Consider the following 23832-nt stretch of genomic DNA (forward strand, 5'->3'; position numbering starts at 1 on the left):
ATGCTTATTTAGCAGCTATGAAGATATTTCATACAAGATTTTTCAACTCTTACCTCACTAACTTTTTAACTTTCTAACTTTCTATCTATAACTTGATCTTACTCACCGAACTTATGTACAACCCGTCGGTTCAGTATTTCCGGCAGGTGCTTCAGTCTGATGGTTTGCTTATTGAGCAGCATGAGAATTATGTGAAGCAGAGTTACCGCAATCGCTGCCATGTACTGACAGCGCAGGGCGTTGTGCCACTTAGTGTACCTATACTTAAAGGCAACAGCAAAGACAAAACCATAATAACTGAAATTGAAATAGACTATAGCCAGAAATGGTATAATGTGCATTGGCGCACGATACAGGCTGCCTATGGCCGCGCACCGTATTTTGAATTTTACAGCGACTATATTCAGCAAGTATATGAGCGGCAGCCAAAATATTTATTTGACCTTAACTTTGAATTACTAAAGCTTTATCTTAAATTACTTAAGCTAAATAAGCCCTTACTTTTCACAGAAGCATACCAGTCAGAAGTGCCAACAAACGTGCTGGACCTGCGAAACAGGATACATCCTAAAATCATTCCTGACAATTTGCACGTAAACCCCTATACGCAAGTATTTGGCAAACAATTTGTACCAGAGTTGAGTATAATTGACTTATTGTTTACACAAGGGCCGGCATCACTAACTTATCTTACATAAAGCTTGGCCAGAAAGCTGAACATTTAGGCTGTCTGGTGTGTTTAGAAGTAGGCTAATCCTGTCAGCCTCAACCAATTATCTTTTTAGACTTTTTTTTAGATTAATAATTATACATGGAAGCTAAATTCTCAAACCGAGTGAAAGAGGTTATCTCACTCAGCCGTGAGGAAGCTATTCGTCTCGGACACGATTACATCGGCACTGAACACCTGGTGCTGGGTATGATCCGGGAAGGAGAAGGTACTGCCATCGCCCTGCTGAAGAAGTTGGGTGTTTCGATAGATGAACTGAAGTACGCTTTAGAACAGGCTACACGAAATACTGCTTCGCAAAACAGCAACATTACCGGCAGCATCCCGCTTACAAAACAAACTGAGAAGGTACTCAAAATCACTTATTTGGAGGCAAAGATCTTCAAAAGTGATATTATAGGAACAGAGCACCTCCTACTGTCCATCCTTCGGGACGAGGACAATATTTCTTCTCAAATCTTAGCGAAATTTAACGTGAACTACGAAGCAATAAGAGACTCTCTGGATTATCATAGCAATAATCCGCTAGCGTCGTCAGATACGGATGATTCTGACGATTCAGACAAATTATTTGGAAGCTCATCTTCCTCAAGAGCAGGCAGCACCAGCAAAAAACCGGGCGAGAAATCGCGCACGCCGGTATTAGATAACTTTGGCCGCGACTTAACCAAGTTAGCCGAAGACGATAAGCTGGACCCTATAGTTGGCCGTGAGAAAGAGATCGAGCGTGTGGCCCAGGTACTGAGCCGCCGTAAAAAGAATAACCCTATACTTATAGGTGAGCCGGGTGTTGGTAAAACTGCCATTGCCGAAGGTTTAGCCCTGCGCATTATCCAGAAAAAAGTTAGCCGCGTGCTTTTCAATAAGCGTGTGGTAACCTTGGATCTTGCTTCTTTAGTAGCTGGTACCAAGTACCGTGGCCAGTTTGAAGAGCGTATGAAAGCTGTGATGAATGAACTGGAAAAATCTCCGGATGTGATCCTGTTCATTGATGAGCTGCATACTATAGTTGGTGCCGGTGGCGCCTCCGGCTCCCTGGATGCCTCTAACATGTTTAAGCCTGCACTTGCCCGTGGCGAGATTCAATGCATCGGTGCTACTACACTGGATGAGTACCGCCAGTACATCGAGAAAGATGGTGCGTTGGCCCGTCGTTTCCAGGTGGTAATGGTTGACCCAACTACACCGGAAGAAACGGTAGAAATATTGAATAATATCAAAGACAAGTATCAGGATCACCACCACGTAAACTATACCGACAAAGCAATTGAAGCCTGCGTTAAGTTATCAGACCGCTACATGAGCGACCGTTTCTTACCAGACAAAGCAATTGACGTGTTGGATGAAGCTGGTGCGCGCGTGCACATCAACAACATCATCGTACCGGAAGATATCCTGAAGCTGGAAGAGCAGATAGAGAATATCAAAGGCGAGAAAAACCGTGTGGTGAAGAGCCAGAAATACGAAGAGGCTGCACAGCTACGCGACAAGGAGAAAAAACTTATTGACCAGCTCGAATCAGCGAAAAAGAACTGGGAAGAAGAGACCAAGAAAAAGCGCTACACAGTAAAAGAGGAAAATGTGGCAGAAGTTATTGCCATGATGACAGGTATTCCTGTGAAGCGTATCGCCCAGAACGAAGGCCAGAAACTATTGAACATGGCTGATGAACTGAGCGGTAAAGTAATTGGTCAGGAAAAAGCTATCAAGCAATTGGTGAAAGCCATCCAGCGTACACGCGTTGGTCTGAAAGACCCTAAAAAGCCGATTGGTTCGTTCGTATTCCTTGGCCCGACTGGTGTTGGTAAAACCGAGCTTGCCAAAGTGCTGGCTACCTACCTGTTCGATAAAGAAGATTCGCTGGTTAGAATTGACATGAGTGAGTACATGGAGAAATTCAGTGTGTCTCGCTTGGTGGGAGCGCCTCCGGGCTACGTTGGTTACGAAGAAGGTGGCCAGCTTACCGAGAAGATCCGTCGTAAGCCATACTCAGTAGTACTGCTCGACGAGATCGAGAAAGCGCATCCGGATGTGTATAACCTGTTACTGCAGGTGCTGGACGATGGTATATTGACAGATGGATTAGGCCGCAAGGTTGACTTCCGTAACACGATCATCATTATGACATCTAACATTGGTGCCCGCGACTTACAAGACTTCGGAGCCGGTATCGGTTTCATGTCTAAGTCTAAGCAGGACAACGTAGATGATATTATGAAAGGAACTATTGCCAGTGCACTGAAGAAAACCTTCTCGCCTGAGTTCCTGAACCGTCTGGATGACGTGATCGTGTTCAACTCGCTTAACCGTGAGGATATGCACAAGATCATCGATATCTCGCTTAGCAAACTGTTCAAACGCATCGAAACGCTTGGTTACAAGATCGAGCTTACCGATAAAGCGAAAGACTATGTTGCTGAAAAAGGATATGATCCGAAGTATGGTGCCCGTCCGTTGAACCGAGCTATTCAGAAATATATCGAAGATCCGATTGCGGAGGAGATACTGAAAGCCGAAGTAAACCAGGGCGATGTTATCCAGGTTGATCACGAAGAAGGCAAAGAACAGCTTACGTTTACATCTAAAAAAAGCGGCAAAAAAGCGAAAAGCAATTTAGCTTCTGATGAGATAGATGAAAACAAAGAGCCAACTAAGTCTACTGACGGCGACAAGTCGACGAAAGAATAGTTTTCTTAAACTATAGAGAAAGGCCACCCGGTTTGGGTGGCCTTTTTTATTATTGACAACTTCAGTTTTAGTGCTCAGTTTAATCAGAACGTAAAAGGTGAACTGTCCCCTTGAGGGGACTACAGGGGTGTTTAATATTATTGGGTTAATCTTTGAGATGAATAGAAACAGAATTATACCCTATAGAGAAGATCTAAAAGCAAAGGCCAGAGAGCTCAGAAAAAATAGTACGCTCTCTGAAATATTGCTTTGGCAGGAAATCAAAGAAAGAAAATTACTTGGCATCCATTTTCATAGGCAAGTCCCGATGCTGGATTTTATAGTTGACTTTTATTGCCATGAAATTAAGCTTGCCATTGAAATTGATGGAAGCAGTCACGATTACAATATTAACTATGATATTTTCAAACAAGCTAAAATTGAAAAGTACGGTATCACATTTATAAGATTTGATGATTTGGAAGTAAAAAAGAACATGCCAAATGTGTTGAGATCTTTAGAGCAGGAAGTTGAAAGACTTCATAGACAACTCTGCAAAAGTTAACACCCCTATAATCCCCTCAAGGGGATAGTCACAATTACGTATCTCAAATTCTCACCTCATCTAAAAACATATACTCAACCTATATATCCAAAAAAGTATAGAACTATACCTTAATTCGGAGTATAGTTTTTAAATTTGGGGAATATATAGACTGTACATTATAAATTAGTTATACAACAATTTACATGGCTGGAGAAATCAGAGAAGCCCAACTGGCAACACTGGACCGCAAAAACGCGGAAGCATTGCTGGGTGGCGGACAAGACCGAATAGATGCACAACACAAAAAAGGCAAACTAACTGCGCGCGAGCGTATCCATTTACTAATGGACGAAGGCTCTTTTGAAGAGATCGGCAAGTTTGTAATGCACCGCTCGAAGGATTTTGGCCTGGATAAACAGTATTACTTAGGCGATGGTGTGGTAACCGGTTATGGTACTGTGCACGGTCGTTTGGTGTATGTTTTCTCTCAGGATTTTACGGTACTAGGTGGCTCGCTTTCTGAAACACATGCAGAGAAGATCGTGAAGATAATGGAGCTGGCCATGAAAAATGGTGCTCCGGTTATCGGCCTGAACGACTCTGGTGGTGCGCGTATCCAGGAAGGTGTGGTATCACTGGGTGGTTATGCGGATATCTTCTACCGTAATACACTGGCTTCCGGCGTTATCCCTCAGATTTCGGCTATTATGGGGCCATGCGCGGGTGGCGCGGTTTACTCGCCTGCCATCACCGACTTTATCATGATGGTGGAAGACACGTCCTACATGTTCGTGACTGGTCCAAACGTGGTGAAAACAGTAACACATGAAAATGTAACTTCGGAAGAACTGGGCGGCGCGAGCACGCACAGCACCAAGAGCGGCGTTACACATTTCTCTTGTGCCAACGAAGTAGAATGTATCAACCACATCAAAAAATTACTGAGCTATATTCCTCAGAACTGCGAAGAGCTGCCTCCTGCCTTGCCTTACGAAGCCGGACAAGACGAAACCCGTTCTGTGCTTGATACTATAGTTCCGGAAAACCCGAACCAACCTTATGACATCCGTGAAGTAATTGAAGGCATTATTGATGCCGACTCTTTCTTTGAAGTACACAAGAATTTTGGCGATAACATTGTAGTTGGTTTTGCCCGTTTGGGTGGCCGCAGCATTGGTATAGTTGGTAACCAGCCTGCTGTGCTTGCCGGCGTACTGGATATTAACGCCAGCACCAAAGCTGCCCGTTTCGTACGTTTCTGCGATTGCTTTAATGTGCCTCTTTTAGTTCTGGAAGATGTTCCGGGCTTTTTACCAGGCACAGACCAGGAATGGCGTGGCATCATCACCAACGGTGCTAAACTACTTTATGCGTTCTGCGAGGCAACTGTTCCGCGTATCACGGTTATCACCCGCAAGGCCTATGGTGGCGCTTACGACGTTATGAACTCCAAGCACATTGGTGCCGACATGAACTATGCCTGGCCAACTGCCGAGATCGCCGTAATGGGTGCACAGGGAGCCGCTGAGATCATCTTTAAGCGCGAAATTGCCGAAGCTGAAGACCCTGCGGCTAAACTTGCTGAGAAAGTACAGGAGTATAAAGACAAATTTGCAACACCGTACCGTGCCGCGCATCGTGGTTTTATTGATGAGGTTATACTTCCGTCTGAAACCCGTGCTAAATTAATAAAAGCATTTAAGATGCTGGAAAACAAGGCGGTAACGCTACCACGCAAGAAACACGGCAACATTCCGCTTTAATTTAATTAGAAATTAAAAAAACAGAAATTAGAATTGGTGTGTAAAAATCGCTGCAAAACATGGTTTTCTGATTTTTAATTTCTAATTTTTAAACCCTAAAGACCCAAGCATGAGACAAGAATCTTTCGACTTCCTGCAGAAATACCTGAACAACTCCTCTCCTACCGGCTTTGAGTCGGAAGGGCAGAAATTGTGGCTGGACTATATAAAACCATACATTGACGATTACTTTGTAGATACTTACGGCACCGTGGTAGGTGTAATTAACCCCGAGGCAGAGTATAAAGTAGTGATAGAAGCACACGCCGATGAAATCAGCTGGTTTGTGAACTACATTACCCCGGAAGGCTATATTTACCTGAAGCGCAACGGTGGCTCCGATGCCCTGATCGCACCTTCGAAACGCGTAAATATCTACACAGCTAAAGGCATAGTGAAAGCTGTTTTCGGATGGCCGGCCATACACGTGCGCAAAGTAGAGCAGGACAAAGCACCAACTATAGAAACGGTATTTTTAGACTGTGGTGCTGCTAACCGCGAGGAAGTGGAGAAGATGGGCATACACGTTGGCTGCGTAGCTACTTTCGAAGATGAGTTTACCGTGATGAACGATAAATTCTATGTTGGTCGTGCACTGGATAACCGTGTAGGTGGCTTTATGATAGCTGAAGTAGCCCGCCTGATACATGAGCGCAAGCACAACCTGCCATTTGGTTTATACATTGTAAATGCAGTGCAGGAAGAAATTGGTTTACGTGGTGCAGAGATGATCGCACACCGCATTAAGCCGGATGTAGCTATAGTTACTGACGTTACACACGACACGCAGTCACCGATGTATGAGAAGAAAACCAGCGGCGATATCCATTGCGGTAAAGGACCGGTTATAGCTTACGGACCTGCTGTACAAAACAATGTGCGCGACCTGATCATCAATACAGCCCAGGAAAAAGAAATTCCGTTCCAGCGTTCGGCTGTTTCACGTGCAACCGGCACCGACACCGATGCATTTGCTTATTCTAATGCTGGTGTGGCTTCGGCGCTTATTTCGCTTCCGCTGAAGTATATGCACACTACTGTAGAGACCGTGCATAAGGATGATGTGGAGAATGTGATCAAACTGATCTACGAAACGATACTGAAAATTGAAGACAAGCAGGATTTCCGATACCTGAAATAAGACCTTATACTTTTAGCCAAGTATAAAACCCCAAGGCCTCGCGAGAGCTTTGGGGTTTTGTTTTTAGGGATAATACTGTAACTTACTGTTATAAAACCCGCTCCCCATGAAACGTTATCAATTCTGGCTCCTGATCTGGCTCCCGTGGCTGGCGCTTATAGTTACTGTTTTGCTTCGTGATGGTGCTCCCTTTCCGTGGGTATTTGCCATCAACACACTCATCCTAAACCTGATAGCCACCAATGTTCGTCGCCGGCAGCTTGGCATGAACCTGGCATCAACTATAAAAGCGATGGTGCCAGGCGTAGGTTATCATGAATGGAAACGCTTGTATTTTGCTAAACCATAAAGACTACAATTATGAACCGCTACTTTTTCTGGATTTTAATGGTGCTGCCATGGACGGCTTTGACTATCTATATTACTACACGCGAAGATGCTGAGATAACCACGTTTATCTTTCTGTCGCTGTTGATCTACATTGTAACTATAATTGAATTGCGAAGAAGAAAAATAGGAATGACAGGTGTGGATGTTCTGAAATCACTGGTTCCGTTTGTTGGCCTGAAGCAGCGCCAGAAACTATATTTTGCCAAACCGTAAACACTCACAGGTCTGAAAGACACTGTGAGTGTTTCCTGACTATTCATTCATCATTATTCATCAATCATTGCTTTCTTTTACCGACCAAATGGGCCGAAAAGTTATGTTGCTGCAACTTCCGCAGCGTATCATTTCTTTGGTGCCATCACAAACCGAACTGCTTTTTGATTTAGGCTTGGCCGACCGTATAGTTGGTGTTACTAAATTCTGCATTCACCCAACCACCCAGGTAAAAAGCAAAACTATAGTTGGTGGCACCAAGAATTTTAAATTTGATATAATAGCCGAGCTACAACCCGACCTGATCATCGGCAATAAAGAGGAAAACTATAAAGAAGGTATTGAAGCTTTACAGCAGAAGTATAATGTTTGGATGAGCGATATCTATACTTTGGAAGATGCGCTGGAAATGATGCGACAGGTTGGCAAACTTACAGGCACACAAACTATAGCGCAGCAGCTAACCCAAATTATAGTAACCAGATTTGCACAACTACAGCCAGCGCAGCCACCTATAAAAGCAGCTTATTTTATCTGGCGAAAGCCTTATATGGCTGTTGGCGGCAACAATTTTATAGACAATATGCTGCAATTATGCGGTTTCGAAAATATCTTTTCCGACCTGGATCGTTATCCTCAGATTTCACCCGAGCAATTGCAGCAAGCTGATCCTCAACTCATTTTACTATCCTCTGAGCCTTACCCTTTCCAGGAAAAACACATTGCCGAGTTTCAGGAGCTATGCCCAAAAGCAACTATAAAAGTGGTAGATGGCGAGATGTTCAGTTGGTATGGTAGCAGGCTTACTAAAGCTCCGGCGTACCTACAGAGTGTAATTGCTGAAGTATAATTGCAAGTAACCTGCTTAATTACTAGCTCATAACCACCTTAAAACCCGCTTTTTCCAGATCATCCCAGAAACCCGGGTAGGATTTGCGTACTACACTTGGTTCCTGGATTTGTACGGGCTCGAGCAAGGCAATTGGTGCAAAAGCCATGGCCATACGGTGGTCCTGGTATGTTCTGAAAGCAAGTTCGCGTTTGGTAATAATCGCGGGCTCCATCCGGAAAACGCCGGGCGTGATCTCATTTAGTGACGCCCCCATAGTTAGCACTTCTATTTGTAATGCCTGTATTCGGTCGGTTTCTTTAATGCGCAGGCTTTCTACCCCGGTCATTTCTAAGGTAACTCCTAAGGCAGCGCACAGGGCAACTATAGTTTGGGCAAGATCCGGACAATTGGTAAAGTCATAGGCTAAGCGTTTTTGGCAATGCTTTTTAGAAAGCTCAACACCGTTTTCTGTAAATCCGGTATAAACGCCCAGCCGGTTCATGATGTCAACTATAGCGCTGTCGCCTTGGTATGAATTTCGTTTTAAGCCCGGTAAGGTAATTTCAGCTTCCTTTGCCAATGCCACCATACTATACCAGTAGCTCGCCGCCGACCAGTCGGGCTCTACAGTAAAAGTGGCTGGCTTATAGTTTTGGTGTGCTACCGTGATCGTATTTTCTTCAAACGTTGCTGATACGCCAAAGTGCTGCATCAGTGCCAGTGTCATGTCGATGTAAGGACGACTTCCGATCTTGCCTTCCAACTCCAGCACCAATCCGTCGGGTAGCAAAGGTGCTATCATAAGCAACGCAGAAATATACTGGCTGCTGATGTCGCTGCGTACTTTCAGGTGCTTTTTACCATTACCCTTAAAATCGTTGATCTTTAAAGGCGGAAACCCTTCTTCTTTCAGGTAATCTATCGTTGCGCCTAACTCACGCAGGGCATCCACTAAAACTTTAATAGGCCGCTGGCACATGCGCTCGGTTCCAGTCAGGGTTTTCTGCTGGCCTGTAACGGCATAATACGCTGTCAGGAAACGCATCACAGTTCCGGCATCCTCAGCATCTACCGTTTCGGTATCGGTTTGCAGTAAACGGTTTAGCAGTTGGGTATCGTTGGCTTCGGAAAGGTTTTCTATAGTTGCGTTTCCGCCTGCCAAAGCTGCTATAATTAAGGCGCGGTTTGCTTCACTCTTGGATGCAGGCAGGTCTATAGTTGCTTTAAGTATACCCGTAGGATGTGTGAGCGTAGCAGTTTTTATCATATCAAAGAGTAATAGCGTAAAGCCTCCTGAATTTCGGGTAAGGTAACGGGCTGGTCGTACACGGCTTTACCTATACGTTCCAACAAAGTACAGTTTATAGTTGCGCCCGTGTTCTTTTTATCCTGTAGCGCAAAGCGGCTTATAGTTTGGATGTCATCTTCCGAAAGAGGCACTTTCTCATATACGGATACCAGAAAAGTCTCAATCTTATCTAAGGATTTTTTATCAAGCAACCCTTTTTTAACTGACAGGTACGTTTCTGCGATCATGCCGATGGCGATGGCTTCGCCGTGCAGTAGTTCTCGACCGGGTTTTTCAAGCAGGTAACTTTCTACGGCATGGCCAATCGTATGGCCAAAATTCAGCACTTTCCTGTAGCCGCCTTCCAGTGGGTCAGCCTCCACAACCGCAGCTTTTATCCTTACCGAGTGACGTATCAGTTCTTCCCAGTTCTCTGTAAAAAGCCCTACATGCCGTTGTTCCTCAAACATTTCAGCATCCGCAATAAGCCAATGTTTTATAATTTCAGCGTACCCGGATTTTATCTCGCGCTGCGGTAAGGTCTGTAGAAAATCAGGATAGATAAAAACACCCACTGGCTCCTTAAACACACCTAAATGGTTTTTAAGTCCACGGAAATCTACACCTGTTTTGCCGCCTACGCTGGCATCGACCTGCGATAAGAGTGTAGTTGGCACTTGTACAAAGTATAAACCGCGCTTGTAAACAGCTGCACAAAAACCGCCCATATCGCCAATCACGCCGCCACCCAAATTTACCAGCACCGACCATCGGTCCAGGTGCAGGTCCGTCATTTGTTGCCAGATGTTTTCGCAGGTCTGCAAAGATTTATGGACTTCGCCGCTTTGTATTTGAATGAGTTGATGCTCTGGCAAGTATGGCTTTACCAGCGGGTAACAATGGTGCAGTGTATTTTCATCAAAAAGTACAGCCACTTTACTGAACGCACGGTTCTGCAACAATTCTTGTAATTGCTTTAATGCATCAGCGCCTATAGTTATAGTTTCAAACACTTTGAAGTTAGAAAGTTTGGAAGTTAAAAAGTTAGAAAATGAATTTATAGTTAAAGATTTAGGGAGTTAGAGAGGTTCGAAGTATAAAATCAGGAATGAGACATCGGGGAGCAAATCTTTCATCCTAACTTCTCTAACTCATCCTTTTTCAACTCCTAAACTCCCAAACTCTTTAACTATCACCGTTTAAAATTCTGGTTTGTATACGGATAGATTCTGTGTGGATTAAGCGGTAGAGTTCGGCTACAAAGTCGGGGTTCATGCTCAGTTCTGTTGCCCACTCCGGCCTGCTACGGAAGATCTCTTTCCAGCGACTTATTTGCAAAACCTGTACGTTGTTCTGCTTTTTATAGTGCCCGATCTGCTCCACCAGTTCCATACGTCTCGCCAAAGCACGTAAAATCTGCTGGTCGGCTTCGTCAATTTGTAAACGTAACTTCTCGGCACGGTTTATCAGCTCCTGGTCGTCGTAAGTGGTTTTGCGAACCTGTAGTTTGTCAAGTATAGCTGCCAGGCCAGCTGGCGTTACCTGTTGGTCAGGGTCGCTTAGGGCATTGGCCGGATCAGGGTGCGATTCCAACATGATGCCATCATAGCCCAGGTCAAGCGCTTTCTGGGCTACAGGCAAAAGTAGCTCGCGGTTACCGGCAATGTGGCTTGGGTCAACTATAAGCGGCAAGCTTCTGAACTTCGATTTCAGCTCAATAGGTATTTGCCAGAAAGGCACGTTTCTATACTTCGATTTTTCGTAACTCGAGAAGCCACGGTGTATAGCTGCCACATCGGTTATACCTGCATTATACACGCGTTCCAGTGCTCCTATCCATAAAGCCAGGTCTGGGTTTACCGGGTTTTTAACCATTACAGGCACCTTAGCACCTTGCAAAGCATCGGCAATTTCCTGTACAGCAAAGGGATTAACGGTAGTTCTGGCCCCAATCCATAACACATCAATTTCCTGCTTCAGGGCTTCTTCTACGTGGCGGGCAGTGGCAACTTCGGTACTTACGCGCATACCTAGCTCGCGCTTTACACGACCCAGCCATTGCAGGCCCTGCAAACCAATTCCCTCAAAGGTGTTCGGCCTAGAGCGAGGCTTCCAGATGCCAGCCCGGAATATATCCACTTGCTGCTCGCGCAAAGCCAGCGCAGTCTGCATTACCTGCTCTTCACTTTCGGCGCTGCACGGGCCGGCTATCATTATCGGCCTATAGTTTGCTCCGGTCAGTTGCCTGAAAAAATTATCTTCTTCCTTAAACTCCATTTATAAAAACGCTTATCGCAAAGGTAGTGCAATTTAAAAAGCAAAGTATAATTACAAGTTTAAAAGCCGCGTGCTAAGTGGGTTGCAACTATAAATCTTACACAAAAACAAATGGATAACTGTTACTGATACACTATCTTTGCGCTGCAATACAATCCAATTTATGAACCCTGTTACCAACGTATCATTCGACGACACCGCCGTTGCTTTTTCATCTAAATCTGATGCCGAGCTGTACAAAATGTACCTGCTTTTCAAGACGATGAACAACAATACCCTTGTAAAGGTTGGCGGAAAGCTTTTAAATACGGCCATTAACCTGCACCTGCCGGTTAAATTCATTATAAAACCTACCGTGTTCAGCCATTTTTGCGGCGGCGAAACCATCGAAGAATCGGAGCGCGCCATTAAAGAACTGAGTGCCTACAACATAGGAACGATACTGGATTACTCGGTAGAAGGCGAAGGCAACGAGCAGAGTTTTGATGCCACCATGAACGAGCTTTTAAGAACTGTTGAGAAAGCACGCGGCAACAAGGCAATCCCGTTCTCGGTTTTTAAAGTTACCGGCCTGATCGATATTAAACTGCTGGAGAAAGTACAAAGCGGCGCTACCCTAACAGATGCCGAAAAAACTGCTTTTGCCCGTGGCCGCGAGCGTGTAAACACTATCTGTAAACGTTGTTATGATGCCGATGTGCGCGTGTTTGTAGATGCCGAAGAAAGCTGGATTCAGGATACGATTGACAACCTGACCTATGAGATGATGGAGCTTTACAATAAAGAGAAAGCCATTGTTTACAACACCTACCAACTATACCGCCACGACCGCCTGGATGCCATAAAGCGTGACTACGAGAATGCGGTGGCCAAAAATTATTACCTGGGTGGCAAACTGGTGCGCGGTGCCTACATGGAAAAAGAGCGCAAACGTGCCTCAGAAGAAGGTTACCAAAGCCCGATAAACCCAACCAAAAATGCATCAGATGAGTTGTTCGATAACTCTGTAAAGTTTTGTGTGGAGCATATTGATAGAATTTCTATCTGCGCCGGTACACATAACGAACAAAGCTGTTACCTGCTGATGGAACTGATGGACAAATATAACATTGCCCGCAACGACGAGCGCGTATACTTTGCACAGCTGTTTGGCATGAGCGATAACCTGTCGTATAACCTGGCAAATGCGGGTTATAACGTAGCCAAGTATGTACCTTACGGCCCTGTAAGAGAAGTAATGCCTTACCTGTTGCGCCGTGCTAACGAGAACACAGCCATTGCCGGCCAGAGCAGCCGCGAGTTTACGCTCATCAACAAAGAGATGCAGCGCCGCAAAAAAGCCAGATAGTAACTATAACCTAAAAAGCCTGCTATAACCAGCAGGCTTTTATAGTTGCCATAAAAATAAGAAGTCCCCCGCGCCGTGGCACAGGGGACTTCTTACGTGTTTTTAGAACTATAAATGTAAACCTAAAGTTCTGGTGTTAATTACTGAACTACAGTAGCAGAATCAGTAGTAGTAGTTGTAGTTGAAGTAGTGTCTACTGTAGTAGCAGCTGTATCAACTGTAGTTTCTTCGATTGTAGTTTCAGTCTCAGTAGTTTCAGTTTCAGTAGTTGCTTCTTTGTTTTCGCAAGCAGTGAAAGAAACTAGAGCGAAAGCTACAACGGCGAATTTGAATAAATTTTTCATTTTGTGTTTGTAATTAAGTGTTTTGGTTTCGATTTTGAAGTTCATACCAGAAAAGCACAGAGGTAACCCACTTCCGAAAAAAAATTTTAAATTATTTTTTTCATGGGTTACTATAACCCCGAAAGCGTATTAAAACTCAGAGCAGAATGAAGAAAGGTTTGTATGAGACGGACGAGGCGATAATAGCAGGCATCCGATCCGGAGACGATCGGGCACTGGCCTACCTGTACAAACTCCACTTCCCGATGATCTCTCATTTTATACTTAGCAACAGCGGTACCGACGACGAAGCAAAAGATATATACCAGGAAGGTGTTATCGTGTTTTATGAAAAGGTGAAAGCTGATGCCCTGGAACTAACCTGCCAGATAAAGACATACCTGTATTCGGTTTGTCGTAGGCTTTGGCTTAAAAGGTTAGCAGAAAAAGGCCGTTTCGCCAATAAAGTGGATGATGCGGAAAACTACCTGACACTGGAAGATGATATTCCGCAGCAGGAAGAAAATGAGCGACGGTTCGGGATGATGGACGAAGCCCTAAACCAATTGGGAGAACCCTGCAAAACATTGCTCGAGGATTATTACATCCGGATGCATAACATGCAGGACATAACCGACCGGTTTGGTTATACGAACACCGATACTGCCAAAAACCAGAAGTATAAATGCCTGCAGCGCCTGAAGAAATTATTCTTCGCCGCTTACCAGCCGCAAGTATAACCTGGCCAGAATTGAATTAGTACGCCTGTGACAGGCATATAAGTATAGCGCAGAGATGGAATACCTGATGTACGAACAAATAGAGCGGTACCTTGCCGGTAAAATGGTTGCTGATGAAAAAGCAGCTTTTGAGGCCTTGCTGCAAACCGACAGCCGGTTAGCTGAGCGACTGAAAGAACACCGCACCCTGTTAAATGCCATGCAGCAACATGGCCAGCGCCAGGCACTTCGCACCAAACTAAAAGCCATTCACACACAGATGGAAACAGAGCAGGAAACAAAGGTTATACCTATGTGGAATGTTTTCTGGAAGCGCCATGCCCAAACTATGGCCGTAGCCGCCAGTGTTTCTTTATTATCAGTTTTTGGTACACTCTGGAGTGTGCAGCAGATGAAAGCACCGGTACAACAGCAAACTGCCCATTACGTGGAACTGCGCCGCGAGGTAGATAAGCTAAAGAAAGCCCAGACTGCCATTATTAACGATATTAACAGCACTACTAAACCGGTGCCCCGCCCGGCACGTTTTAGCGGTACTGGCTTTGCCCTTAGCACAAACGGGTATGTTGTAACCAGCTCGCACGTAGTGGAGGGGGCCGATTCCATCATGATCGAAAATAAATCCGGGGCAAAGTATAAAGTAAGCGAAGTATACCGCGACCAGACACACGACCTGTCTATCCTTAAAATAGAAGACCCGGCTTTTGCAGGCTTTGGCAAATTGCCTTATACTTTTAAAACTACAGAATCTGACCTGGGCGAGATGGTTTATACCTTAGGTTACCCGCGCGAAGATGTTGTTTTTGGAGAAGGCTCGCTAAGTTCTAAATCCGGTTTCGAAGGCGATACAACTGCTTACCAGGTTTCTATTCCGCTTAACCCGGGCAACAGCGGTGGCCCGTTACTGGATGACAAAGGAAACCTGATCGGGGTTATCAGTGGGAAGCAGGCTGGACAGGAAGGTGCAGCATTCGCTATAAAATCGGCCTACCTGTTGCAGATTATTAACGAGCTGCCAACAGCTACTACGTTATCGCCGCTGGCATTGCCAAAGAAAAACACCCTGGCCGGCATTAGCAGACCACAGCAGCTTAAAAAGTTAAATGATTTTGTTTTTGTAGTGAAGGTGTATAATTAATTAGCCGGACAACAATAATCTTTAGCGAAGGGCCTTTGCAGTTGATACTGCAAAGGCCCTTCGCTTTTTTATTCCTAACAATTTGAGATAAGAGCAGTTAAATATAGAAGAAAGAAATTCATTATCTGGTATAAACCAATATAATATAAGGAGCTATGAAAAACAGAGGATTACTTCAGATGTCAGCCATAGCGATTGTAGCATTTTTTATACATGGCTGTGCAGGTTCGGATAGAGTAAATGGCAACGATACTACCATAAGCCAAACCCAGACGATGGGAGGCGATGCAAAAGAGGAGCCAGCGGAAATAAACTATGACGAAATGTTTGAAAGCATTGGCAACACCAAGCAATTCGATATAGTAGCCCTCGCCAATTCAAACCAGAACCTGACCACCTTTGTAAACCTCATAGAGAAAGCTGATATAACCGATGTCCTGAAATCCAAAGGCCCTTTCACGGTTTTCATTCCAACAAATAAGGCATTCGATCATCTATCCAAAACAGAGTTAGAGCAACTGCTGCAACCGGAAAATAAGGTGCGGCTGATAAAAGTATTGCAGGCACATATACTGCCAAACAAAGTATATGCAACAGATTTTAAAGATGCACAGCGTATTAAAACAGCAGATAATAAACGGATAAACGTACAGGTAAGCCCCGACAAAACCGTGACAATAGGCGGCGCGCGCATCGTAAAACCAAATGTAGAGGTCTCAAATGGCATAGTACATATTGTAGACGATGTAATTATGGCTACCGAGGCCACTCAAAACTAATGGATTCGCTTTCAGATTTCAGATAAAGAACAAATCTTGTACATCCATTCGGTCAGCAGAGCATTCTGAGCTCGACTTTCACCCTTCCAGATATTCTTATGCAGTTTGCCTACTGGGCGATCTGCTAATAACCCCGTCGGCCCTCACTGGCTGGCAATAAATTATTGTTCAATTAAATACAGATTACTATGAAAATGACGAAAGTAAATGGTTTTGCAGCAATGTTATTGGCTTCGGCAACATTCTTTGGTTGTGCCAGTTCCAACGATAGTATGGATGACACAACAGCGAGCGATGTAACAATGAGTGAAACACAAACAATGGGAGGTAATGCAGATGATGCAGAAGCTGTTGTAGTTACAAAAGAAGTTGTTGCTCCTATTGCCGTAATTCCTGTCGCAGCGCTGTCCTTAGAGAACACCGAACCTATAGGCGACATGTTCGATAATGTAAAAGAAACTGAGAACTATAGTGTATTAGATTTGGCCAGACAGAGTCCTAACCTGTCGTCTTTTGTACAGCTTGTTGAAGCAGCTGGTCTTGCCGACGACTTTAAAGCAGGTCAGAAATACACGCTGTTTGCTCCTACAAACGAAGCCTTCTCTAATTTAAAGAAAGCAGACCTTGAAATGCTGCTAATGCCGGAGAACAAAAACAAACTGGCCGAAATCCTGATGGTGCATATACTTCCCAACGAAGTAGCATCATCTTCTTTTAACGAATCGCAGCGCATAACACTGGATAATAACAGGTACATACCAATAAGCACACTAACCGGAAACAAGTTTGCTGTTGGTGGTGCAAACGTTATAGTTCCTGATGTAGAAGCATCAAATGGTGTGATACATGTGGTTGATAATGTTATCATACCGAGCAACGATGCAAGAAAGGAGTAACTCTTTACGTCGTAATCATTCACATTAATAAAAGAACTCTCTTAACCGGGAGTTTTTTTATTTAAACAAACCTTGACCTATAAGACTATGGATACAAATAAATCATACTTCCTCTTAATGTTAATGTTCTGTTCGTTCTCAGTGTTAAGCTGTGCCAGCTCCGATAATCCTACATCAGAGACCACGACCAGCACCTCCGCTGCAGATTCAGCCACCCATAATGCCAACCCAACTTTGCAGGCATCAACAGAAGATGCACACAGAGACTCGACAGACAATAACGTTAGCAGCGCAATGAACCTCTTTGCCCTGATTCGTAAAAATCCAAACCTATCGACATTAACAGAGCTTATAGTTGCTGCTGATATGATTGTAGTACTGGAAAGTCCTGCCAATTATACATTCTTTGCTCCGACCAACGAAGCATTTGCAGCTTTACCCGCCGGCACGCTTGAAGGACTCAAGCAACGCGGTAATAAGTTTGAATTAACCAACCTGCTACAATCCCATATTATACCGAAAAGGGTAGCTTCTTCAGAAATGAAAAATAACATGAAGCTGCAGACAGCACACAACGGCGAAGTTACAGTTGAACGTAATGGTAACGCATTGAAAGTCGGGGGAGCCAATGTAATAACGATGGATGTAGGGGCATCGAACGGAATAGTGCATGTAATTGACAAAGTGCTTCTTCCGCCTAACAAGTAAACATTTTGTTTCGGTTTTATAGCCTGTTCTACTGTATAAATCACCTGGACTATAAGTGCTATAAATGCTATTGGCGTAACTAAAAAGGGATCAACCCGTTATTATAAACCAGCAACATAATGCAAATAGAGCAATTTGTTGATTTTAAAAACTCGAATAAAAACAATAAAAGCTATGATGAACAAAACAGATAAAGCGGGCATGATGACAGCCATGTTCCGTGACAGAGAGAGTGCAGAACGTGCCTTTAACGAACTACGTGCACGTGGTTATGATAAAGATGATATAAACGTAGTAATGTCTGACGAAGCCAGAAAAAGACACTTCAGAGGCGAAGATGCTGACGATACTACAGAATTAGGAAATAAATCGTTGGAAGGTGCCGGTGCTGGTTCTGCCATTGGTGGTACACTGGGTGCTATAGTAGGTGCAATCGCAGCTATCGGTACTTCAGTTGCTATCCCTGGCCTTGGCTTAATTGTAGCTGGTCCGTTGGCGGCTGGTCTGGCTGGTGCCGGAGCAGGTGGCTTAACAGGTGGTTTGATTGGTGCCCTGGTTGGTGCAGGTATACCGGAAGAACGCGCTAAAGTATATGAGACCGGCATTAAAGAAGGTAACATTGTACTTGGCTTCAAACCGCATAGTGTAGAAGATGCCCGTTATTTTGAAGAGCACTTCCAGAAGCATCGCGGAGAGCATATCTATTATTAGTAGTTTGTGTAACTGCAAATACTACAGAAAACGCCCGGTTAACAGCCGGGCGTTTTTTATTTTATGCCTTTAATGTACTAAACCACAGAACGCTATAGTTATACTGCTAACTATAAGATCATATTAAATACTATTTAGCTACACTTTCTGTGGCCCCAGTCTGAAAACTTAACTTGGTAGTCATAATTTTCTGCTTTAAATTGCAATTCCGGAACAGTTTTATCGCTTTACTTCCGGGTTAGTAACCACGCCATGCATAAACTCCAGCACATCCTGATTGTAGATGATGACCAGATCAATAATCTGTTTTCGCAGATCATACTGGAAGATGCAAACGTATGCGACATGGTTTCGGTGTGCCAGAGCACGGTAGAAGCACTGGAACTGCTCCGCAGTATGAGCACCAATACAGAAGCTTCTTTCCCCGACCTTATCCTGCTGGATATAAACATGCCTGAGCTGGACGGCTTTGATTTTCTGGATCGTTACCACCACCTGGGCTATAACGAGCAGTATAGTACGGCCATTTCCATGTTTAGTACCTCCGATGATCCGCAACATGTAGAACGGGTAAAGAACTATAGTTCCGTGATCGGCTTTATTCAGAAACCACTGTCTATGGCCACGCTGCACAACATCCTGGCCATACCTAACTAAACCACAGGTAAACAATTTGTTATAGTTTCGTATGCTAATAGGTAAATCGTATACTTACCTAAAGCACAAACTATGAAACGCATTGCAACTATAGCTACATTGGTAGCCTGTACCATTATCGCATCCTGCACGCCAGATAAAAAGACCGAAGACACTGAAATTGCAGAAGCTGCCGAAACCGCTGAAGAAGAAGCTAACGCTGAAACCGTAGCCGATACCACCTTAACGGACGACAAGAAGGAGTTTATCAAGGAACTGGCGCAGCACAACCTGCTACAGATTGCTATTGGCAGGCTGGCCTCCACAAAGAGCACCAATACCGAGGTTAAGCAAAACGGCCAGCAAATGGTGCAACTCTATACAAACAGTCAAACCAAACTACAGGACCTGGCGCAAGGGTATGGGATGCAACTCGATACCGTGCTACAGGAAGACTACCGTGAACATATTGAAGACCTCACAAAGTTAAATGCGGCAGATTTTGACAAGAAGTACCTGGAGAAAGTTACAGATGTGCAAAAAGATGCTTTAGATACATTTAACGACCTACTGAAAGACGATACTGAAGCAGATGCCAGTGCATTTGGTATTTGGGCCAGAACATCGGAGAAAGAACTGCAGGCACAGTATGAGCAGGCGCTTGCCCTTCAGCAACAAGTAAAGAACAGGTAACTATAGTTGGGGAGGCGCTTTTTGCAACAGCTCTTTTAACACGGCCCAGGTATGTTTTGCCAGCAGCTTCTGCCCTTCCGCATTGGGGTGCACGCCATCTGGCAGGTTTAAATGCCGCATACCGGCCACTCCTTCCAGCAAAAAAGGCACGAAAGCTATGTTGTTTTTAATCGCTAGTACCCGGAATAGTGCCCGGAACTCGGCGGCATAGCGGCCAGGCACAATAGCGGGTATCTCCATCCCCGACAGTATAATTTTGGCGTCGGGCCAGGTTCGCTTCGCTTTGTCCAGCATTTCCTGCAGGTTTATAGTTGTTTCACGGGTGGGTATGCCGCGTAGGCCATCGTTGGCGCCCAGGGCAAGTATAAATACAGCCACTTGCTGGGGCAGCCATTTATCCAGGCGGTGCACACCACTTGCTGTCGTATCGCCACTGAGGCCGGCATTAATTACGTGGTAATCGGGGTAGTCTTCGTCAGTAAGTTTCTGTTGTAGTAAGGCCGGGTATGCCTGCGAGGCGGGTAAACCGTAGCCTGCCGTTAAGCTGTCCCCAAAAATCAGGATATTCTTCATGCTATAGTTATAACAACTGCTTATAAAAAAACGGAGGGTTACCGCAATGGCAACCCTCCGTTCTATAGTTTAAATATGGTTAGCGCGCAGTTTGTTTCATCTGGCGCAGGTGCTCGCATGTTGCCAGCGATGCCTGTTTCTGTTTCTCAACCATCTGCACTACTTCCTGTGGCAATTCGGTTTTGTGCTCCAGTGCATCGTTATATGCTTTCTGTGCCCACTCCTCGCCATACAGGTTCGAATCGATGATCGCTTTTTCGTCTTTACCGGTAATGCCGGCTTTTACGTCCATCCAACCTCTGTAAATCTTACCTTTTATAGTTGTATCGCGCTGAGTTTCGCCACCAACGCGGCTTAACGTGCTGTTCAGTTCGTTCGAGAACTGCTGGCTTTGGTTTACCAGTTCGTTATAATATGCTTTGTGCGATGGATCTCTTGTCTCGCTGGCTGCAGTTTTATAACCTTCAATTCTGTCGTTAACAAACTGCGCTAATTCATTTATTACATCAGCGGTTTTATTATTCATGTTTTGCATAGCTTTATTAAGATTGTTTCTCTACATCAAAACGAAAAAAATGCGTTACGGTTATAAGAAACATTAGCAACTTACGTATGTTACCTATCATGCAGGTGCAAGTTTAAACCCAAACCGGAACTGTTTTGTGAAAAGACGCCTTTTTATAGTACATTACAATCTTTAACCACAAACCTGACAACTATAGGTTACGGCACTACTTTTGTATTGAATTTGAAGTACAACTAACTAAACTAAATGCTATCCTTGACAACCAGACTAAAAATAATGTTATCTGTACTAGCAGTTATACTGCTGACAGCATCATTTATTTTTTATCGCTCTACAACTACACCGGAGGGTAAAAACGAAATTTTGTTGAAAGTACTGATGCAGGGCCTGAATACCGGCCATTTCCAGCCCGAAAAGCTGGATGACAACTTCTCTAAAAAAGCGTTTAAGCTATACTTGGAGCGCCTGGACTATAACAAAAAGTTCTTGCTTAGCTCTGATGTAGCAAAATTACGCAAATACGAAACTGCTATAGACGACCAGCTGCGCCAGGGTAGCTACGAGCTTTTTGACCTTTCTGCTGACCTGATGGAGCAGCGCCTAAAAGAATCGGAGGCCTATTACCAGGAAATACTGGCTAAACCGTTTGATTTTACAAAAGAAGAATCGATAGAACTTGACGGCGAAAAGCTGGCGTTTGCAAAAGACAAAAATGAGCTGAAAGAAGCATGGCGCAAGCAACTGAAGTACCAGACGCTGGTACGCCTTGCCGATATGCAGAAAGAGCAGGACCAGGCACAAGCCAAAGGTGAGAAAAAAGAGGTAAAAACTACGGAGCAGATGGAAGCAGAAGCCCGCAAGAAAATACTTGACCTTTATAAAGACCTATATACACGCCTGAACCGCACCACCCGCGACGACCGCCGTGCTACCTATATTAATGCCATAACCAATGTTTACGACCCGCACAGTGGCTACTTCCCGCCAAAGGCCAAGTCTGATTTTGACATTGAATTTACCGGCCGTTTAGAAGGTATCGGTGCTTCGCTGCAGGAAAAAGACGGACAGATAAAGGTAGCTGAGATTGTTCCGGGTAGCCCGTCTTATCTGCAAGGCGATCTTAAACCTGGCGATGCCATACAAAAAGTAGCACAGGGCAGCAAAGAGCCTGTTATAGTTGAAGGCATGCGCCTGGATGATGCTATTCAATTGATCAGAGGTAAAAAAGGTACAGAAGTACGCCTTACAGTTAAAAAACCAAACGGCTCTATCAAAGTTATTCCTATCATCCGAGACGTAATTGTGTTTGAAGAAACCTATGCACAGTCGGCGATGATTGATGGCAAAGACAAGATCGGTTACATTAAACTACCTGGCTTTTATGCTGATTTTGATGGCAACGGTGGCCCTAACAGTGGCGAAGATGTAAAACGCGAAGTTGAAAAACTGAAAGCTGCCGGCATGCAGGGCCTTGTACTGGACCTGCGTAACAATGGTGGTGGTTCGTTGAGCGATGCTGTTGAAATGGCTGGTTTGTTTATACCGCAAGGCCCTATTGTGCAGGTGAAAGATGCCCGCGGCAAAGCACTTGTGCTGGATGACCGCGACCCACAGGTGCAGTATGGTGGACCGCTGGTTATACTTGTAAATGCCAACAGTGCTTCGGCTTCCGAGATTCTGGCAGCTGCCATGCAGGACTATAAGCGTGCCGTAATTGTAGGTAGCCCAACGTATGGTAAAGGCACCGTGCAGCAGTTCTTTGAACTGGACCAGGCCTTACCTTCGCAGTTTGATGCTTATAAACCATTTGGGGCGCTTAAACTTACAACCCAGAAATTCTACCGTGTAAATGGTGGCACTACGCAGCTGCGTGGCGTAACCCCTGATGTAATTTTGCCAGACGTGTATACTTACCTGGAGTTTGGAGAAAAAGAGCAGGATTACCCGTTACCGTTTGATGAAATAAAGCCAGCCAACTATAAAACCTGGACAAACGGCAAAATAAACCTGAACGAGGTACAAAGCCATAGCCGTGAGCGCATTAGCAACAACAAGAGCTTCGCACTGATAAAAGAAAGTGCAGAACGCCTTAAAAAACAGTCTGACAACACCGTTCGTTCGCTGTCGCTGAAGAAGTATATGGAAGAGGAAAAACAGGCTGAAGCAGAAGCAAAACGTTACGAAGCAGCGCAGAAAGAAGTACCTGTATTAACTGTAAACAGGCTGGCAGAAGACCTCAAAGCACTAGGTACAGATACTGCTAAGGTTGCCCGTAATAAAGAATTCTTAAAGAGCCTTAAGCAGGATATTTACCTGGAAGAAGCAGTAGAGATCATTACGAAAGACCTGAAGTAATTACTTGATTTAAGAACAGTTTAAACGAGCCGGCTATAGTTAGCCGGCTCGTTTTGTTTTATAGTATTCGATGGTCTAACCACTTTAAGTCTCCATAATTTATATAGTAAGTAATCCCTGTAAGCGCCTTTATTATGGTTTTGCCATTCCGAGTGTTGGTCGAGGGATCTTATGTGTCCTATAGTTTAAATTGTCATTTCGAACAGTGTGAGAAATCTATCTCGAACTATAGTTGGTTATAGTTGCTAACTTGAAGAAAGCTATTCTTTCAAACTTCCTTTAATCCTGGGAGCTTTACTTACCTATCGTTTTATTGTTCACTTGGCTCGCTCCAAGCCCGCGAGGGCTCGTCTTTGGGCATCGCGCTGCTGCCTTCTTGCTATCCTCCTGCGTCGGATTGCCTGCGGCACCGCAACAAGTCAAAGGCGCTCAACCCAAAGACTGATATCTTTCTGCTATTGACCTGTATCAATAGTTTGAACTTTTAGGCTTCGATATTGATCGTGGCTATAGTTTCGT

At 44.5% G+C, this 23832-nt stretch carries 24 protein-coding genes; 18 read left to right on the forward strand and 6 right to left on the reverse strand.

Annotated elements, in window-relative coordinates; translation table 11 throughout:
• Nucleotides 1-92 precede the first annotated feature (92 nt).
• The 8 genes from GWO68_RS03950 to GWO68_RS03985 all read left to right on the forward strand — a co-directional run bounded on the left by GWO68_RS03950 (nucleotide 93) and on the right by GWO68_RS03985 (nucleotide 8340).
• Nucleotides 93-698: a WbqC family protein gene (locus GWO68_RS03950; RefSeq protein WP_235941922.1), complete on the forward strand. Its 606-nt coding sequence runs from the start codon at nucleotides 93-95 to the stop codon at nucleotides 696-698.
• A 113-nt stretch (nucleotides 699-811) separates the two neighbouring features.
• A complete protein-coding gene (locus GWO68_RS03955; RefSeq protein WP_162345123.1) occupies nucleotides 812-3418 on the forward strand; it encodes an ATP-dependent Clp protease ATP-binding subunit in 2607 nt (868 codons plus the stop codon).
• Nucleotides 3419-3575: 157 nt separating this feature from the next.
• On the forward strand, nucleotides 3576-3962 hold the full coding sequence (locus tag GWO68_RS03960) for an endonuclease domain-containing protein (protein WP_162345287.1): 387 nt from the start codon (nucleotides 3576-3578) through the stop codon (nucleotides 3960-3962).
• A 185-nt stretch (nucleotides 3963-4147) separates the two neighbouring features.
• Nucleotides 4148-5707 (forward strand): acyl-CoA carboxylase subunit beta, encoded by a 1560-nt coding sequence (locus GWO68_RS03965; RefSeq protein WP_162345124.1) that lies wholly within the window; start codon nucleotides 4148-4150, stop codon nucleotides 5705-5707.
• A gap of 109 nt (nucleotides 5708-5816) precedes the next feature.
• Nucleotides 5817-6887 (forward strand): M42 family metallopeptidase, encoded by a 1071-nt coding sequence (locus GWO68_RS03970; RefSeq protein ID WP_162345125.1) that lies wholly within the window; start codon nucleotides 5817-5819, stop codon nucleotides 6885-6887.
• Between the two features lie 106 nt (nucleotides 6888-6993).
• A complete protein-coding gene (locus tag GWO68_RS03975; protein WP_162345126.1) occupies nucleotides 6994-7236 on the forward strand; it encodes a hypothetical protein in 243 nt (80 codons plus the stop codon).
• 11 nt (nucleotides 7237-7247) lie between these two features.
• A complete protein-coding gene (locus tag GWO68_RS03980; protein ID WP_162345127.1) occupies nucleotides 7248-7490 on the forward strand; it encodes a hypothetical protein in 243 nt (80 codons plus the stop codon).
• A gap of 88 nt (nucleotides 7491-7578) precedes the next feature.
• On the forward strand, nucleotides 7579-8340 hold the full coding sequence (locus tag GWO68_RS03985) for an ABC transporter substrate-binding protein (RefSeq protein ID WP_162345128.1): 762 nt from the start codon (nucleotides 7579-7581) through the stop codon (nucleotides 8338-8340).
• A 22-nt stretch (nucleotides 8341-8362) separates the two neighbouring features.
• On the opposite strand, the gene GWO68_RS03990 is transcribed toward GWO68_RS03985, so the two are convergent.
• The 3 genes from GWO68_RS03990 to GWO68_RS04000 form a co-directional block, all read right to left on the reverse strand.
• A complete protein-coding gene (locus tag GWO68_RS03990; RefSeq protein ID WP_162345129.1) occupies nucleotides 8363-9589 on the reverse strand; it encodes a 3-phosphoshikimate 1-carboxyvinyltransferase in 1227 nt (408 codons plus the stop codon).
• On the reverse strand, nucleotides 9586-10623 hold the full coding sequence (gene aroB / locus GWO68_RS03995; RefSeq protein ID WP_162345130.1) for a 3-dehydroquinate synthase: 1038 nt from the start codon (nucleotides 10621-10623) through the stop codon (nucleotides 9586-9588). Before aroB ends, GWO68_RS03990 begins: the two co-directional genes overlap by 4 nt.
• A gap of 172 nt (nucleotides 10624-10795) precedes the next feature.
• Nucleotides 10796-11887: a bifunctional 3-deoxy-7-phosphoheptulonate synthase/chorismate mutase type II gene (locus GWO68_RS04000; protein WP_162345131.1), complete on the reverse strand. Its 1092-nt coding sequence runs from the start codon at nucleotides 11885-11887 to the stop codon at nucleotides 10796-10798.
• A 163-nt stretch (nucleotides 11888-12050) separates the two neighbouring features.
• On the opposite strand from GWO68_RS04000, the gene GWO68_RS04005 reads away from it, so the two are divergent.
• The gene (locus tag GWO68_RS04005) at nucleotides 12051-13235 is read left to right on the forward strand and encodes a proline dehydrogenase family protein (RefSeq protein ID WP_162345132.1); all 1185 of its coding nucleotides are present in this window, start codon (nucleotides 12051-12053) and stop codon (nucleotides 13233-13235) included.
• A gap of 140 nt (nucleotides 13236-13375) precedes the next feature.
• Here the strand turns inward: GWO68_RS04005 and GWO68_RS04010 are convergent, their stop codons facing one another.
• Nucleotides 13376-13624 (reverse strand): hypothetical protein, encoded by a 249-nt coding sequence (locus GWO68_RS04010; protein WP_235941923.1) that lies wholly within the window; start codon nucleotides 13622-13624, stop codon nucleotides 13376-13378.
• Nucleotides 13625-13725: 101 nt separating this feature from the next.
• Here GWO68_RS04010 and GWO68_RS04015 point away from each other — a divergent pair, with 101 nt between their 5' ends.
• From GWO68_RS04015 to GWO68_RS04050, 8 genes are all read left to right on the forward strand, one after another.
• Complete coding sequence (locus GWO68_RS04015; RefSeq protein WP_162345134.1) at nucleotides 13726-14298, forward strand: RNA polymerase sigma factor; 573 nt, start codon at nucleotides 13726-13728, stop codon at nucleotides 14296-14298.
• 67 nt (nucleotides 14299-14365) lie between these two features.
• Nucleotides 14366-15436 carry a S1 family peptidase gene (locus GWO68_RS04020; protein WP_235941924.1) on the forward strand — a complete coding sequence of 357 codons (1071 nt, stop codon included), beginning with the start codon at nucleotides 14366-14368 and terminating at the stop codon, nucleotides 15434-15436.
• A gap of 155 nt (nucleotides 15437-15591) precedes the next feature.
• Nucleotides 15592-16215, forward strand: coding sequence for a fasciclin domain-containing protein (locus tag GWO68_RS04025; RefSeq protein ID WP_162345136.1), 624 nt, complete (start codon nucleotides 15592-15594; stop codon nucleotides 16213-16215).
• A gap of 188 nt (nucleotides 16216-16403) precedes the next feature.
• A complete protein-coding gene (locus GWO68_RS04030; RefSeq protein WP_162345137.1) occupies nucleotides 16404-17111 on the forward strand; it encodes a fasciclin domain-containing protein in 708 nt (235 codons plus the stop codon).
• Nucleotides 17112-17228: 117 nt separating this feature from the next.
• A complete protein-coding gene (locus GWO68_RS04035) occupies nucleotides 17229-17819 on the forward strand; it encodes a fasciclin domain-containing protein (RefSeq protein WP_162345138.1) in 591 nt (196 codons plus the stop codon).
• A 177-nt stretch (nucleotides 17820-17996) separates the two neighbouring features.
• Nucleotides 17997-18530: a general stress protein gene (locus GWO68_RS04040; RefSeq protein ID WP_162345288.1), complete on the forward strand. Its 534-nt coding sequence runs from the start codon at nucleotides 17997-17999 to the stop codon at nucleotides 18528-18530.
• Between the two features lie 252 nt (nucleotides 18531-18782).
• Nucleotides 18783-19187: a response regulator gene (locus tag GWO68_RS04045; protein ID WP_162345139.1), complete on the forward strand. Its 405-nt coding sequence runs from the start codon at nucleotides 18783-18785 to the stop codon at nucleotides 19185-19187.
• Nucleotides 19188-19259: 72 nt separating this feature from the next.
• Complete coding sequence (locus GWO68_RS04050) at nucleotides 19260-19859, forward strand: DUF4142 domain-containing protein (RefSeq protein ID WP_162345140.1); 600 nt, start codon at nucleotides 19260-19262, stop codon at nucleotides 19857-19859.
• Here the strand turns inward: GWO68_RS04050 and GWO68_RS04055 are convergent, their stop codons facing one another.
• Both GWO68_RS04055 and GWO68_RS04060 read right to left on the reverse strand, forming a co-directional pair.
• Complete coding sequence (locus GWO68_RS04055; RefSeq protein WP_162345141.1) at nucleotides 19860-20432, reverse strand: arylesterase; 573 nt, start codon at nucleotides 20430-20432, stop codon at nucleotides 19860-19862.
• A gap of 79 nt (nucleotides 20433-20511) precedes the next feature.
• The gene (locus tag GWO68_RS04060) at nucleotides 20512-20958 is read right to left on the reverse strand and encodes a ferritin-like domain-containing protein (RefSeq protein ID WP_162345142.1); all 447 of its coding nucleotides are present in this window, start codon (nucleotides 20956-20958) and stop codon (nucleotides 20512-20514) included.
• 276 nt (nucleotides 20959-21234) lie between these two features.
• Between GWO68_RS04060 and GWO68_RS04065 the strand changes: the two genes are divergently transcribed.
• Nucleotides 21235-23313, forward strand: a complete 2079-nt coding sequence (locus GWO68_RS04065; protein ID WP_235941925.1) for a carboxy terminal-processing peptidase — start codon at nucleotides 21235-21237, stop codon at nucleotides 23311-23313.
• Nucleotides 23314-23832 lie beyond the last annotated feature (519 nt).

Source organism: Pontibacter fetidus, from assembly GCF_010119545.1.
Classification (GTDB): domain Bacteria; phylum Bacteroidota; class Bacteroidia; order Cytophagales; family Hymenobacteraceae; genus Pontibacter; species Pontibacter fetidus.